Source organism: Neisseria subflava, assembly GCF_003044935.1.
GTDB classification, from domain to species: Bacteria; Pseudomonadota; Gammaproteobacteria; order Burkholderiales; family Neisseriaceae; genus Neisseria; species Neisseria subflava_E.
In genome coordinates this window covers 81,857-95,859 of record NZ_POXP01000001.1, presented here as the reverse complement: position 1 = coordinate 95,859, position 14,003 = coordinate 81,857, and the positions used below count along the sequence as shown (strand labels likewise).

Genomic DNA, 14,003 nt, shown 5'->3' with positions numbered 1-14,003 from the left:
CCTTTTGATTATCTTGCTATAACAGCTATTTCAACAAAATCTTTTCCTATTTAACTTATGTTGATTGAGTGTAAACGCCGTTATACAATAACAACTCTTTTTAACATTCCATTTCAGGTGTTCTACTATGTCTCCTAACCGTATCCTTGCAACCGCATTCTTGTTTGCATCTGCATTTGCCAGCGCGGATGTCCATATTGATGAAAGCATTCCTTACCGCGATAAAGAAGAAATCGATACCCGTATTGTTTCCGAGTGTTTAGAAGTGGGCAGCATCATGTCCAAATCTTTGCAAGAAACCGCAGCCAAAAGCGATGTAACGGTTGTCCGTGACGGTAAAAAACAAGGTACATACGCAGATATCGCCATTACTTCCGCCATGAGTGCAGGCAATGCCTTTATCGGCCATGCCAAAGGGATGGCTGTTTCTGCTACTTTGTATGTTGACGGTAAACAAGTCGGCAAAAAAACCTTTACCCGCAACTCTTCCGGCGGCATGTTTGGCGCTTATAAAAGCTCTTGCGCCGTCTTGAACCGCACTTCTAAAGTATTGGGTTCAGATATTGCCCAATGGGTGGTCCGCGAACAAAAAAATGCTCAAGACAAATAAAACCCCAATTTGATAAAGGCCGTCTGAAATAGCAGTATTTCAGACGGCCTTTATATTTTCTATTTCTCTAGAAACAAAGAAATAAATTATCCATTAATCATTGTCAGAAATAGAGAATTTTATTTCCAACGCCCTTGATTTTAGAATATCCACCCTCAATTATTAAAACCATAAGAATTTTGTATATGAGCAGTCAAAGGAATAACATGGCAGAAAAAAACTATTATGAAATACTGGGCGTTGCCAAAGATGCGGATGAGGCCGAAATCAAAAAAGCCTACCGAAAACTGGTGCGCAAATACCACCCCGATGTCAGCAAAGAACCTGACGCAGCCGAACGTACGGTAGAAATCAACCGTGCCTACGAAACGCTTTCCGACAAAGAAAAGCGGGCCGAATACGATGAAATGTTGGCTAATCCTTACGGACGCAGCGCCGGAGGCAATCCGTTCGGTCAAGGCGGCAATCCGTTTGGCAATGGATTTAACGGCGGCGGCTTCCGCTATGAACGTCATGAAGGCGAGCCGTTCGGAGCGGGAGATTTCAATTTTGAAGATCTGTTTTCATCATTCCGCCAATCCCACACTCGTTCCGAGCAACCCCGCGGCCCAATAAAAGGCGAGGATCAACATGCTGAATTGAGTATTGATATTTACGCAGCGTATGTTGGCGCAGAACGTAGCATGACTTTGAATGTGCCGACCCTAGACGAATACGGACGTGCGGTTTATCAAAATAAAACCCTCAACGTCAAAATCCCCAAAGGCATTGCAGAAGGCCAACAAATCCGTTTAGCCGGCCAAGGTTTGCCGGGATATAACGGCGGTGAAAACGGTGACTTGTACTTAAAAATCAAGTTCCACGACCAACCTGATTTATACGTCAAAAATAGGAAAGACGTATATCAAACAATAGATGTCAAACCTTGGGAAGCCGTATTGGGCGGCAAAATCATCGTCCCTACCGCATCAGGCCGCTTGCAGGTCAATCTGCCTGCCAACAGCCAAAGCGGTAAAAGCATCCGCCTCAAAGGCAAAGGTATTCCTGCAAAAGAAGCCGGAGACCTTTATCTCAATATCCGCATTAATGTTCCGCCAGTAGAGAGCGAAGCCGACCGTGCCGCATGGGAAAAATTGGCCGAACACTTTGCCGCGAAACAAGCATAAGAGAAAGGATAAATTATGATTCAGTCCTCCGATGTTACCCTTACTTTTGAAGAAATCGTTGCCGCCAGCCGCTGCCGTCGTGATTGGCTGTTGGAACTTATAGCAGAAGACATCATCAGCATAGATGGAGTGCCCGAAAAAAGCACCTTCAGTGGTTTTCATCTTGCCCGCATCCGTCGCGCACAACGCTTAAGCCGTGATTTTGAGGCCGGCATTCCTGCATTGGGGCTGATTATGCGGCTGTTGGACGAGGTGGAAGAGCTCAGAAAAATACAGCGTCCGCTGGTACTGCTCGAAGAAGAGTAAATATTGGCAAGTTGTTCGATTAAATATTGATGACAAGACAAAGTTTTTGATTTTTATTGATATTCCATAATGAAAGGCCGTCTGAAAATATTTTCAGACGGCCTTTTTATGCCTTCATTAACAACAGCGCCCGCCGTTGCCGCCGCAACGGCGTTTGCGGCAGTAATCTTGGAATTGCAGCTCGGTCATGACCGGCGCGTTAGGATTATGTTTGCGCTGACGGGCAACGTAGTTTTCATAATCCGGGACACCGGCCATCAAGTTCGCTGTCAACTTGATGGTTTTCCACCAAGAGGCAAGCTTATGCTTCACTTTGAGCCTCCGGCTGTTTACCGTCGCGGTACACTGCTGGAATTTCTTTAGCAGTTGGCCAGCCAACTTTACGGGCTTTCATGGCGGTACGGAAACCGTACACGGCGACAATCACGACAACTGCCAAGAACAAAGCGGTCAGACCGGCATTGATTTGGTCGTTGAAGATGATTTGTGACATTTCGCCAATGTCTTTAGCAGGAGCAAGGACTTCGCCTGAAGCCAAGGCATCGCGGTATTTGCCTGCGTGCGCCAAGAAGCTGACGCGCGGATCGCTGTGGAACAGTTTTTGCAAACCGGCATAGCAGGTCACAAACAAGACGCCGACAGCAGGAACCAAAGTTACCCAAACATAGCGGTCGCGTTTCATTTTCACCAATACAACAGTACACATAATCAACGCTACGCCTGCAAGCATTTGGTTGGCGATACCAAACAACGGCCAGAGCGAGTTAATACCGCCCAGAGGGTCGGTTACGCCGGTATAGAGGAAGTAACCCCACAATGCCACGGCAAAGAATGTTGCAACCAAGTTGGCAGGGATAGAGTCGGTGTTACCGAATGGTTTGTAGAAGATACTGCCCAAGTCTTGAATCATGAAACGGGCAACGCGTGTACCGGCGTCAACCGCGGTCAAAATAAACAAGGCTTCAAACAGCAAGGCAAAGTGATACCAGAACGCCATCATGGCTTCGCCCGGAATCAGACGGCTCATGATATGTGCCATACCGACTGCAAGAGTTGGCGCACCGCCTGCACGAGACAGAATGGTGTTTTCGCCCACTTCTTTAGCAGTGTGCAACAAGGTTGCGGCATCGATAGAGAAGTTCAGTTTAGTGGTAATGACTTCGGCAGCAGTGTTGGCATCTGTACCAATCAGCGCAGCCGGGCTGTTCATCGCGAAGTACACGCCTGGCTCAAGCGAAGCGGCGGCAGCCAGCGCCATAATGGCCACAAAGCTTTCCATAATCATGCCGCCGTAACCGATCATGCGGACGTGAGTTTCGTTTTCCACCATTTTTGGGGTGGTACCGGAAGAAATCAGCGCATGGAAGCCTGAAACCGCACCACAAGCAATGGTAATAAACAAGAATGGGAACAATGCACCGGAGAATACCGGGCCTGAACCATCGATAAAGTGGGTAACTGCAGGCATTTGCAGAGTCGGGTTAACAATAACAATACCCAAAGCCAAAGCTGCAATCGTACCGATTTTCAGGAAGGTAGACAGATAGTCGCGCGGAGTCAGCAAGAGCCAAACCGGCAATACGGAAGCCACGAAACCGTAAATCATAATCGCCCAAGTCAGCTGAATGCCGTCAAGGTCGAACCAGTGACCAAAGGAGCTGTGAGCAACATCTTCACCGTAAATCACGGCCAACATCAGCAAAATGAAGCCGACGATGGAAATCTCGCCAATTTTGCCCGGACGGATATAACGAGTGTAGATACCCATAAACAGGGCAATCGGCATAGTCGCTGCAATGGTGAACGTACCCCAAGGGCTGTGAACCAATGCTTTCACAACAATCAACGCCAACACCGCCATAATGATGACCATAATCATCAAAATACCGATGGATGCAATCACGCCGGGGACGGTACCGAGTTCTTGTTTCACGATATCGCCCAAAGACTTACCGTCACGGCGCATAGAAACAAACAGTACCATCATATCCTGTACGGCACCGGCAAATACCACGCCGAAGATAATCCACAAAGTACCGGGCAGATAACCCATTTGCGCTGCCAATACAGGACCAACCAGAGGGCCTGCGCCGGCAATAGCGGCAAAGTGGTGGCCGAACAGTACGCCTTTATGTGTGGGAACATAGTCCAAGCCGTCATTGTGGCGTTCTGCCGGAGTCAGACGGTTAGGATCAAGCTGCATCACACGGTTGGCAATGTAAAGACTGTAGAAACGGTAGGCAATGCAGTATACCGAAATGGCGGCCGTAACCATCCAAATCGCACTGACTTGCTCGCCACGGCTGAGAGCTAAAGTAGTAAAGGAGGCCAAGCCTACCAAAACCACAATGCCCCAGATCAAAAATGATTTGAGCGATTTCATTGATTTATCCTTAAAACGTGATGCACCAAGGCTTGCTTTAGCGACAAACTGCCTTAATGCGCTTCAGAAAGACCAGTCATTATAGTCTTCATGATTTCATGAGTGAAATGTCATTTCAACCCCAATTCGACTGAAAACAAAATGATTAGTTCGTCCGTAAGGTTAACACAAACAGACAATATACCCTTCATTTTTTACTTCAAAACTAAATATTCCTTAACATATAACAAACGAAAGGCCGTCTGAAAAACCAAATATTCAGTTTTCAGACGGCCTGACAAACGGTCAATGCTATAATCCGACATTCCTATTTCTCTATATTGCCGTACCATGCAAAACAACGATTCCGAAACCATGCGCCTCTCCAAACGCATGGCGCAATTAGGCTTATGCTCGCGCCGCGAGGCAGACAGCTATATCGAGCAAGGCTGGGTCAAAGTCAACGGCCAAACCGCCGTACTCGGTCAAAAAGTCACCGATCGCGACCGTATCGACCTCAACAAACAAGCCCATGAAAAACAAGCCGCGCGCGTAACCATCCTTCTGAACAAACCCGTCGGCTACGTCAGCGCGCAGGCAGAAAAAGGCTATAAATCCGCCGCCGAACTCATTACCGCCGAAAACCACTGGGAAGGCGACGACAGTCGTATCCCTTTCAGCGAAAAGCACAAATTCGGCTTAGCCCCTGCCGGCCGCTTGGACATTGACTCCGTCGGATTGTTGGTGCTCACCCAGGACGGCCGCATTGCCAAACAGCTGATTGGCGAAAACAGCAGCAGCGAAAAAGAATACCTCGTCCGCGTCCGTGGCAAACTGGACGACAAAGGCCTTGCCCTGCTCAACCACGGCTTGAGTTTGGACGGAGAAAAATTGCGCCCCGCCAAAGTCGAATGGCAAAACGAAGACCAGTTACGCTTTATTTTGCGACAAGGCAAAAAACGCCAAATCCGCCGCATGTGCGAACTGGTCGGCCTGCGCGTCGTCGGTTTGAAACGCATCCGCATGGGCAAAGTCAAACTCGGTAGACTGCCGCCGGGCAAATGGCGTTATTTACGCGCTGACGAATCGTTTTAATTGCAGATAACAAAAAGGCCGTCTGAAAACACATTTCAGACGGCCTGATCTTTGACTGCTTACTCGATATAAGTGAACTTCGCACGTTTGATATTGCAAAGGATTTCGTACGGAATCATACCGGCAACTTCGGAAACTTCATTGATATTAATCACATCGCCCCAAAGCTCGACTTCCGCGCCCAAGCCCTCTTTCGAGGCTTCCAGCTCAACCGTAATCATATCCATAGATACCCTGCCGATAATACGGCTGCGTTTGCCATCCACCGCCACAGGGGAATTAGTGGAAGCGCGACGCGGATAGCCGTCGGCATAGCCGCAGGCAATCAAACCGACACGGGTAGATTTGCTGGTGTAGAACGTTGCGCCGTAACCAATCGGAGAATGCGGTTGCAACACACGCTCGCCGAAAACGCGGGAAGTCAGACGCATAACAGGTTTCAAACGCTCATCCACACCGCCGAAAGGCGAAATACCATATAAGGCCAGACCGGCACGACCCCAATCGCGGCGCGCTTCAGGCACGTTCAAAATCGCGGCGGAATTGGCCAAGCTCTCTTCGCCTTCCAAACCCTCACACGCCAAATCAAACGCTTCAAGCTGCATTTCGGTCATACCGTTTTCCGGCTCGTCCGCGCAGGCAAAATGGCTGAATTTCACAATGTTTTCAACCGATTCGGATTGTTTCAATGCAGTATAGGCGGCGGCATAATTGTGAGGAAAGAAACCGGCACGGTGCATACCTGAGTCCATTTTCAGCCATACGGTTGTCGGACGTTGCCACTCATGATGCACAAATGTCTCCAACTGCCATTGGCTACCGATTGCCGGCCACAAATCATAACGGTCAACATCCGCATATTCCGCAGCCTCAAACACGCCTTCCAACAAAACAATCGGATTTTTAATGCCGTTTTGACGCAATTCCACGCCTTCATCTACCGTTGCCACCGCAAAGCCGTCGGCAATATCCGCCAACGCGTGTGCACATCTGACCGCACCATGCCCGTAAGCATCGGCCTTAATCACAGCCAGTAATTTATTGCCATGCAACTCTTTGAGAAAACGATAATTTTGACGTAAATTATCCAAACGGATTTGCGCATTGAGCGGACGCATAATGTATTCCTCTTATTGGCATTCCGTTTCAGACGGCCTGCCCTATTACTTTGAAGTAAATATTATAGGTCAAAAACTACACAGGATTCCATGAAATACACAAGATTAATCTATTCATAATCTAGAAATCATGCGCGCCTTTAGGCATTTATGCTTCTTCTCAGCCTGTTTTAAGGTTATGATTCAATCCAAATGAAAACGACAGACATCAAGGCCATGAAAGAACTCGACAAAACCGACTTAAAAATTCTCAAGCTCCTACAACAAAACGCACGTATCCCCATGACCGAATTGGCTGAAAAAGTCGGCCTCTCCACCACGCCGGTAACCGAACGCGTCCGCCGCTTGGAACGCGACAACCTTATTACCGGCTATCACGCCCATCTGAATCCTCATGCTTTAGGCCAAAGCCTCCTGGTCTTTGTCGAGCTAAAACTGCGTTCCAAATCCGGCAATATTTTTGAAGACTTCAAACGCGAAGTGCTGAAGATTCCGCAAATTCTGGAATGCCACTTAGTCTCCGGCGAATACGACTACCTTATCAAAGTCCGCCTGCCCAATATGTCCGCCTATCGCGATATGCTCGGCAATATCCTGCTGCAACTGCCGGCTGCGTCCGAAAGCCGCAGCTATGTTGTCATGGAAGAAGTCAAAGAAGAAGTAGTATTAGACATCTAATTCTATTCAACACACAAAGGCCGTCTGAAAGATTACAACATTCAGACGGCCTTTATTTTAAATGAGCAAAAAAATGCACACATCCGACAGAATGTGTGCCAAGTCTACAAAGGAGAAATAGAGGAGAAACTATTAACTGACTACTCGAACCAGCTAACGAAACGAATTATGCAACAAGATATTCAACCGCGCAAGTATTTTTCTTGTAAAGTTTCTTAATTATTCAATTAACAGATTTTAAATGTAATCATGTTTCAATGCAGATAAAAAAATGCGCATACCGTTTCGATATGCGCCAAGTCTACAAAGGAGAAATAGAGGAGAAAAATCAAGCTGCATCAAGCAACTCAACGGCGCGAATTATCCTTGTCTTCTACCCTCCTGTCAACTGTTTCCCCATCTATTTTCAAGTATTTTGCTAAAAAACAACAAAGTCGCTATCCCCCTATTTTTCTTGCTATTTTCGCCCATATATAAAAAGAATTTAGGGCCGTCTGAAACATATATTGCCACTAAAGATAAACGGCTCCATACTCACACATTCATAGTCCATATCAACCCAACCCAAAGACCATGACCACCCCACTTTCCCTTGCCGTCGTCGGCCATACCAACACAGGCAAAACCTCGCTCTTACGTACGCTTTTGCGCGACAGCACCTTCGGTGAAGTAAAAAACGCGCCCTCTACCACACGCCATGTCGAAGAAGCCCTCATCAACGACGGCGACGACAGCTTGGTTTATCTCTACGACACCCCCGGCCTTGAAGATGCCGGCGGCGTGTTGGACTGGCTGGAAACCCACACATCCGCACGCGATGACGGTATTGAGCGCATTCAGCAATTCCTCAGCAATCATGAAGCGCATCACGAATTCAACCAAGAGGCCAAAGTGCTGCGCCAAGTCATGCAAAGCGATATGGCCATGTACGTCATCGATGCGCGGGAACCCGTCCTCGACAAATACAAAGACGAGCTGACTATTTTGTCTTGGTGCGCCAAGCCCATCATGCCCGTGTTCAACTTCACCCAAAATCAAGACCTGACCGCTTGGACCAATATGCTCGCCCGCAGAAACCTGCATGTTTACGCCGGTTTCGATACCGTTGCCTTCGACTTTGAAGGCGAAATCCGATTGTGGGACAACCTTGCCACCATGTTACCTAAGCGCGACATCCTCGACCGCCTCATCAATATGCGCCGTCGCGAGTGGCAACGGCTGGATACGGAAGCGCGCCGTGAAATTGCTGATTTTCTGCTGGATGCCGCCGCATTCACCCAAGAAATTGCCGAAAACGACGACCCTGCCCCGACTTTGGAAGTCATGCAATCGGAAATCCGCCAACTTGAGCGGCAAATGCAACAACGCCTGTTCACACTTTACCGCTTCTATCACGACGAAGTCGGCAGCGACAGCACATGGATGCCCAAAGCCTTCAAACAAGATCCGTTTGACAGCGAGTTGCTCAAACATTACGGCATCCGTACCGGTACCGGCGCAACCGCAGGCGCGCTCATCGGCTTAGGCTTAGACATTGCCACGCTTGGCGGCTCGCTTGGTTTGGGTACCGCCATCGGCGGACTGTTGGGCGGCATTTTGCCCAATGCCCAAGACATCACCGACAAAATCAACGGCCGACAAACCCTGCATACCGATCCGGAAACCCTTACCCTGCTCGCCGCACGCGCACTGGATTTGTTGCACGTCTTGCAAACGCGCGGCCATGCGGCTCAATCTCATATCGAGCTAAAAGAACGCAAAGCGCCATGGAATGCAGCCAAACTGCCAAGCGAACTCAACAAAGCGCGCAGCAACCGCAAATGGTCTTCGCTCAATACACACCAGCCCGAAGCCAGCCGTAACGAACGCGCAGCCTATGTCGCCACTTTAAGCGAGAAATTAAAAGCTTAGAATTGCCGCATAACAAAAAGGCCGTCTGAAACCCAAATGTTTCAGACGGCCTTTTAAGCTTAGCAGGCAAATATTTATTCAGAAGCTTTGGTTTCGCGTTTCAAACCGCCGCCAAGTGCTTTATACAAGTCGGCAAGGTTTTCCAAACGGGTCAGCTGATTAGCCAAAAGAGCAGTTTCTGCGCCGTAACTGCTGCGCTCGGCGTCCAGCAAATCCAATGCACTGGATACGCCATGTTTGTAGCGCAGGCTGATGAGGCGCAGGCTGTCGTTGTAGGCACGGCTTTGTTTGCTCAAAGCGGCATAGCTTTTATCCAGCTGTTCGCGGGCAACCAAAGCATTAGAAACGTCTTTGAATGCAGATTGAACGGCGGCTTCATAAGCAACGATTTGTGCCTGTTGGCGCAGTTTGGCTACGTCAAGATTGGCTTTGTTTGTGCCCCAGTCAAAGATAGGAAGAGTGATTGACGGTGCAAAAGCCCAAATACCCGTGCCGCTCTTAAACAGGCCGCTCAACTCGCCGGAAGCGGTACCGACCGAACCGGTCAGGCTGATGCGTGGGAAAAACGCCGCACGTGCCGCACCGATATTGGCATTGGCTTGTTTGAGCGCGTGTTCGGCCGCACGGATATCCGGACGGTTGAGCAACACGTCCGAACTCAAACCGGCAGGCAGTTTGGTCAATTTGAACTGCTTGCTCAAAGGTAGACCGGCAGGCAAATCTTCAGGCAAAGGTTGATTAATCAGCATGGCCAAAGAATTGCGCGCTTGCTCGCGGTTTTTCACCGCGGATGCGTAATCGGCTTTGGCTGATTCAATCAGGGCTTCCTGTTGGCGCAAATCAACGGCGGAAATCACACCGGCCTTATGGCGTAATTGCGAAAGCTTGTAAGTCGCTTCACGGGTTTGCAATACGCGTTGTGCCAATGCCATGGTTTCTTCGGCGTAGCGTTCGTTAAAGTAGGCTTTGGCAACGGTAGAAATCAAGGTCAGATGCGCTGCATCGCGGTTGGCGGCCACATTGAAATAACCTTGCAACGCGGCTTCGCTGGTGCTGCGGACACGACCGAAAAGGTCGAGTTCATAAGAGGCCGCGCCCAAACCCACGCTGTATTGGCTGCTGACGCTTCCGCCGCTCAAGCTGCCTTGACGCGAACCTGTACCGCTGGCATTGACGGTTGGCAACAAATTATTACGCGCAATCATATATTGCTTGCGGTAGATTTCCGCATTCAGCGCGGCCGTACGCAAATCGGTATTGCGTTCCAATGCGATGTCGATCAGGCGGTGAAGGCGCGGATCGGCAAAGTAATCTTGCCAACCCAATTCAGCGGCACGGATACCGTCGTCAACAGTGTCGTATTTAAACGTATCGGCAACGGCAACTTGAGGCTGCTCATATTTCGGCATCATGGTACAGGCCGACAAAGCCACAGCTGCGGCAACAGCGGTCAGTACAGGTTTGAATGTAATCTTCTTCATTTTAGAATCCTTTAGCATTTTGAGGCCGTCTGAAAATTTTTCAGACGGCCTTTGCTTTAGTGCTTGTCTGAATCGTGTTTACCGTCTTCAATCATGCCGGCTTCAGCGGCGTGTTTGGCGGCCATCTCATGCTCGTGTGCAGTTTCTTTAAAGAATTTGCGCACAACCACATAGAACAAAGGCACAAGGAACACAGACAGAATCGTACCGATCAACATACCCCAGAACACGGTCGTACCAATCGCACGTTGGCTGGCGGAGCTGGCACCGCTGGCAACATAGAGCGGTACCACGCCCAAGATGAAGGCGAACGAAGTCATGATAATCGGACGGAAACGCAGGTGTGCGGCGGCAAGCGCAGCTTCAAGCGCGCTCTTACCTTGCGCTTGCAGGTCTTTGGCAAACTCGATAATCAAAATCGCGTTTTTCGCACTCAAACCCATCACCGTAACGAAACCGACTTGGAAGTAGATATCGTTGGCGTATGCCGGAATACTGCCCAGCAGTGCTTCAAACATGTTGCGGCCGGTTACGCCCAATGCAGCACCAATCAAGCCCAACGGAATCACGAGGATAACCGCCAACGGGATAGACCAGCTTTCGTACAAAGCAGCCAATACCAAGAATACAGCAGCAGCGGCCAATGCGTACAATACGACAGTTTGCGAGCCGCCTTTAGCCTCTTCACGAGACTGACCGCCCCATTCCAGACTGTAACCGCCGCCCATTTCATCAACCATTTGCTGCACCGCAGCCATGGCCTGACCGGAAGATACGCCATTAACAGGCGAGCCGGAAAGCTCCATTGCCGGATAACCATTGAAGCGGACGCTTTGTTCCATACCGTTTTCCCAAGAAACAGTAGCAATGGTAGAAAGCGGTACGGCAACGCCGGATTTGTTCGGTACAGTCAGGTTCAGAATATCGGCAGGCTGCATACGGGCACTCGCATCAGCTTGTACCATTACACGTTGCAGACGGCCTTGATTCGGAAAGTCGTTGACATAAGACGAACCCAAAGAAGAAGCCAAAGCAGTACGGATATCAGAGAACGAAATACCTTGTGCGGCTGCGGCGGAACGATTGATGTCGATTTTCAACTGCGGCGCATCTTCCAAACCGCTCGCACGGACGGTACTTGGGTTAAACAAACCGCTTTTGCGCATTTTGTCAATCAACTCATTGCGCTTGGCCAATAATGCGGCATGGCCGCTGTTGTTACGGTCTTGCAGGTAAATCGTCAAGCCGGAGCCTGTACCCAATTCCATAATGGCAGGAGGCACAATCGCCAAACCAAAACCGTCTTTCAGCGTAGCCATCATCATGCCGGTCAACTTACCGGAAATAGAAGTCGCATCGCTGCCCGGAGCAGTACGTTCGCTCCAGTCTTTCAGAATGACAAAGCCCAAAGCCATGTTTTGGCCGGAACCGCTAAAACTAAAGCCGGAAACGGTAATAATGTTCTCGATCTCAGGTACAGATTTCGCCAGTTGAGTGATTTGAGCCAAAGTTGCATCGGTACGCTCTTTGGTCGCGCCGGCAGGCAGCTGTACGCTCAACATCAAGTTACCTTGGTCTTCAGACGGCAAGAAGGAAGTCGGCAGACGCATAAACAAGAATACGCCCACAACAGTCAGACCAATATAGACAACCATCATGCGCAAAGTCTTACGCAAGACTTTGGCAACCCAACCTTCGTAGCCGTGCGTCCAGCTGTCGAATTTTTTGTTAAACCAACCGAAGAAACCTTTTTTCTCTTCGTGATGACCCTTCTGAATCGGTTTGAGCATGGTGGCACACAATGCCGGAGTCAGCGTCAAGGCAAGGAATGCGGAGAATGCAATCGATGCCGCCATGGTCAAGGCAAACTGTTTGTAAATGTTACCGGTTGCACCGCTAAACATTGCCAGCGGAACAAATACGGACATCAACACGGCAGTAATACCGATAACCGCGCCGGAAATCTGACCCATCGCTTTTTTGGTGGCAGCCTTAGGCGACAAACCTTCGCTCGCCATAATACGCTCAACGTTTTCAACGACCACAATTGCGTCATCGACCACAATACCGATCACCAGCACCATCGCAAACATGGTCAATACGTTAATCGACATACCCATGTATGAGATAAAGGCAAAACCGCCCAACAGGGAAATCGGTACAACAATGGTCGGAATCAGCGTATAGCGGATGTTTTGCAGGAAGAGATACATCACCAAGAATACCAAAACAATGGCTTCCAAAAGCGTATGGATCACTTTCTCAATCGAAATTTCCACAAATTTGGAAGTATCGTAAGGAACTTTCCAGCTCATACCGTCTGGGAAATACTTCTGCAAAACCGCCATTTTTTCTTTTACGGCAGTCGCCGTTGCCAAAGCGTTACCGCTGTTGGACAGCATCACTGCCATACCGGTAGTGTTGACGCCGTTCAAACGGGTGGAAGAGGAATAGTCTTCCATACCCAAGCCGACTTTTGCCACATCTTTCAGATAGACATTAGAGCCGTCGGTATTTGATACCAAAATGATGTTGCCGAACTCTTCAGCCGTTCTTAATTGCCCTTCCGCAGTAACGGTCGCCGAAATGGTCTGACCTGCAGCCGCCGGCAAAGAACCGATAGAGCCTGCAGAAATTTGGATATTTTGAGTAGCCAGTGCGTTGGTTACCGTTGCAAAAGACAGGTTGTAGTTTTGCAGTTTTTTCGGATCAACCCAAATACGCATGGCGCGTTGCGCACCAAACAATTGTACCTGCCCTACCCCGTCGATACGCTGCAGTTCAGGAATGATATTGCGCTGGGCGTAATCGTTCATTTCCTCAATGGATTGCTTTTCAGAAGAAAGCATGACCACTTGCAAGAAGTTGGAACGCGCTTTAGATACGGTTACACCATATTGCTGTACGGTAGAGGGCAATGTGGACAATACTTCAGACAGTTTGTTCTGTACGTCTACTTGTGCCAAATCTTCATTGGTTTCCGGTGTAAACGTCAGACTGACGCTGCCGCTGCCGCTGGAGTCGGCAGAAGTCGTCATATAGTCCAAACCTTCCACACCGTACATATTACGTTCGATAACGGCTAGTACGCTGTCTTCCATTACTTGGGCAGAAGCGCCTGGATAAGTAGCGCGCAAAGTAATGGTCGGCGCTCCAACGGACGGATATTGGGAAATCGGCAGTTTTTGAATGCCGAAAATACCCGCTGCGATGATAAAAATCGCAATAACCCATGCAAAAATGGGGCGGTCAATAAAAAACTTAGACATTCATGCG

General features: G+C 49.1%; 11 protein-coding genes. 6 read left to right on the top strand and 5 right to left on the bottom strand.

What is annotated here, in order from left to right; all coding sequences use genetic code 11:
* The first annotated feature begins 127 nt into the window (after positions 1-127).
* The 3 genes from DBY95_RS00435 to DBY95_RS00425 all read left to right on the top strand — a co-directional run bounded on the left by DBY95_RS00435 (position 128) and on the right by DBY95_RS00425 (position 2,082).
* On the top strand, positions 128-610 hold the full coding sequence (locus tag DBY95_RS00435; RefSeq protein WP_003747439.1) for a hypothetical protein: 483 nt from the start codon (positions 128-130) through the stop codon (positions 608-610).
* A gap of 206 nt (positions 611-816) precedes the next feature.
* A complete protein-coding gene (locus DBY95_RS00430; protein ID WP_039862375.1) occupies positions 817-1,776 on the top strand; it encodes a DnaJ C-terminal domain-containing protein in 960 nt (319 codons plus the stop codon).
* Between the two features lie 15 nt (positions 1,777-1,791).
* Positions 1,792-2,082, top strand: a complete 291-nt coding sequence (locus tag DBY95_RS00425) for a chaperone modulator CbpM (protein WP_049336193.1) — start codon at positions 1,792-1,794, stop codon at positions 2,080-2,082.
* 117 nt (positions 2,083-2,199) lie between these two features.
* Here the strand turns inward: DBY95_RS00425 and DBY95_RS00420 are convergent, their stop codons facing one another.
* The gene (locus tag DBY95_RS00420; protein ID WP_003747442.1) at positions 2,200-2,394 is read right to left on the bottom strand and encodes a YbdD/YjiX family protein; all 195 of its coding nucleotides are present in this window, start codon (positions 2,392-2,394) and stop codon (positions 2,200-2,202) included.
* The gene (locus DBY95_RS00415) at positions 2,384-4,465 is read right to left on the bottom strand and encodes a carbon starvation CstA family protein (RefSeq protein WP_107722994.1); all 2,082 of its coding nucleotides are present in this window, start codon (positions 4,463-4,465) and stop codon (positions 2,384-2,386) included. Before DBY95_RS00415 ends, DBY95_RS00420 begins: the two co-directional genes overlap by 11 nt.
* 330 nt (positions 4,466-4,795) lie before the next feature.
* Here DBY95_RS00415 and DBY95_RS00410 point away from each other — a divergent pair, with 330 nt between their 5' ends.
* A complete protein-coding gene (locus tag DBY95_RS00410) occupies positions 4,796-5,539 on the top strand; it encodes a pseudouridine synthase (protein ID WP_107722993.1) in 744 nt (247 codons plus the stop codon).
* Positions 5,540-5,598: 59 nt separating this feature from the next.
* On the opposite strand, the gene alr is transcribed toward DBY95_RS00410, so the two are convergent.
* The gene (gene alr, locus DBY95_RS00405; protein WP_070748124.1) at positions 5,599-6,657 is read right to left on the bottom strand and encodes an alanine racemase; all 1,059 of its coding nucleotides are present in this window, start codon (positions 6,655-6,657) and stop codon (positions 5,599-5,601) included.
* A 216-nt stretch (positions 6,658-6,873) separates the two neighbouring features.
* Between alr and DBY95_RS00400 the strand changes: the two genes are divergently transcribed.
* Together DBY95_RS00400 and DBY95_RS00395 are read left to right on the top strand one after the other, a co-directional pair.
* The gene (locus DBY95_RS00400; protein ID WP_079453694.1) at positions 6,874-7,335 is read left to right on the top strand and encodes a winged helix-turn-helix transcriptional regulator; all 462 of its coding nucleotides are present in this window, start codon (positions 6,874-6,876) and stop codon (positions 7,333-7,335) included.
* A gap of 573 nt (positions 7,336-7,908) precedes the next feature.
* Positions 7,909-9,246: a GTPase/DUF3482 domain-containing protein gene (locus DBY95_RS00395; protein WP_107722992.1), complete on the top strand. Its 1,338-nt coding sequence runs from the start codon at positions 7,909-7,911 to the stop codon at positions 9,244-9,246.
* A gap of 74 nt (positions 9,247-9,320) precedes the next feature.
* Here DBY95_RS00395 and DBY95_RS00390 read toward each other — a convergent pair whose 3' ends face one another.
* Together DBY95_RS00390 and DBY95_RS00385 are read right to left on the bottom strand one after the other, a co-directional pair.
* Complete coding sequence (locus tag DBY95_RS00390; protein ID WP_107722991.1) at positions 9,321-10,727, bottom strand: efflux transporter outer membrane subunit; 1,407 nt, start codon at positions 10,725-10,727, stop codon at positions 9,321-9,323.
* Positions 10,728-10,783: 56 nt separating this feature from the next.
* On the bottom strand, positions 10,784-13,996 hold the full coding sequence (locus DBY95_RS00385; protein ID WP_107722990.1) for an efflux RND transporter permease subunit: 3,213 nt from the start codon (positions 13,994-13,996) through the stop codon (positions 10,784-10,786).
* Positions 13,997-14,003 lie beyond the last annotated feature (7 nt).

Bases quoted from the DNA above. Each gene is read 5' to 3' on its own strand.
- DBY95_RS00435 (WP_003747439.1), top strand. From the start codon at position 128: ATGTCTCCTAACCGTATCCTTGCAACCGCATTCTTGTTTGCATCTGCA.
- DBY95_RS00430 (WP_039862375.1), top strand. From the start codon at position 817: ATGGCAGAAAAAAACTATTATGAAATACTGGGCGTTGCCAAAGATGCG.
- DBY95_RS00425 (WP_049336193.1), top strand. From the start codon at position 1,792: ATGATTCAGTCCTCCGATGTTACCCTTACTTTTGAAGAAATCGTTGCC.
- DBY95_RS00415 (WP_107722994.1), bottom strand. From the start codon at position 4,465: ATGAAATCGCTCAAATCATTTTTGATCTGGGGCATTGTGGTTTTGGTA.
- DBY95_RS00410 (WP_107722993.1), top strand. From the start codon at position 4,796: ATGCAAAACAACGATTCCGAAACCATGCGCCTCTCCAAACGCATGGCG.
- alr (WP_070748124.1), bottom strand. From the start codon at position 6,657: ATGCGTCCGCTCAATGCGCAAATCCGTTTGGATAATTTACGTCAAAAT.
- DBY95_RS00400 (WP_079453694.1), top strand. From the start codon at position 6,874: ATGAAAGAACTCGACAAAACCGACTTAAAAATTCTCAAGCTCCTACAA.
- DBY95_RS00395 (WP_107722992.1), top strand. From the start codon at position 7,909: ATGACCACCCCACTTTCCCTTGCCGTCGTCGGCCATACCAACACAGGC.
- DBY95_RS00390 (WP_107722991.1), bottom strand. From the start codon at position 10,727: ATGAAGAAGATTACATTCAAACCTGTACTGACCGCTGTTGCCGCAGCT.
- DBY95_RS00385 (WP_107722990.1), bottom strand. From the start codon at position 13,996: ATGTCTAAGTTTTTTATTGACCGCCCCATTTTTGCATGGGTTATTGCG.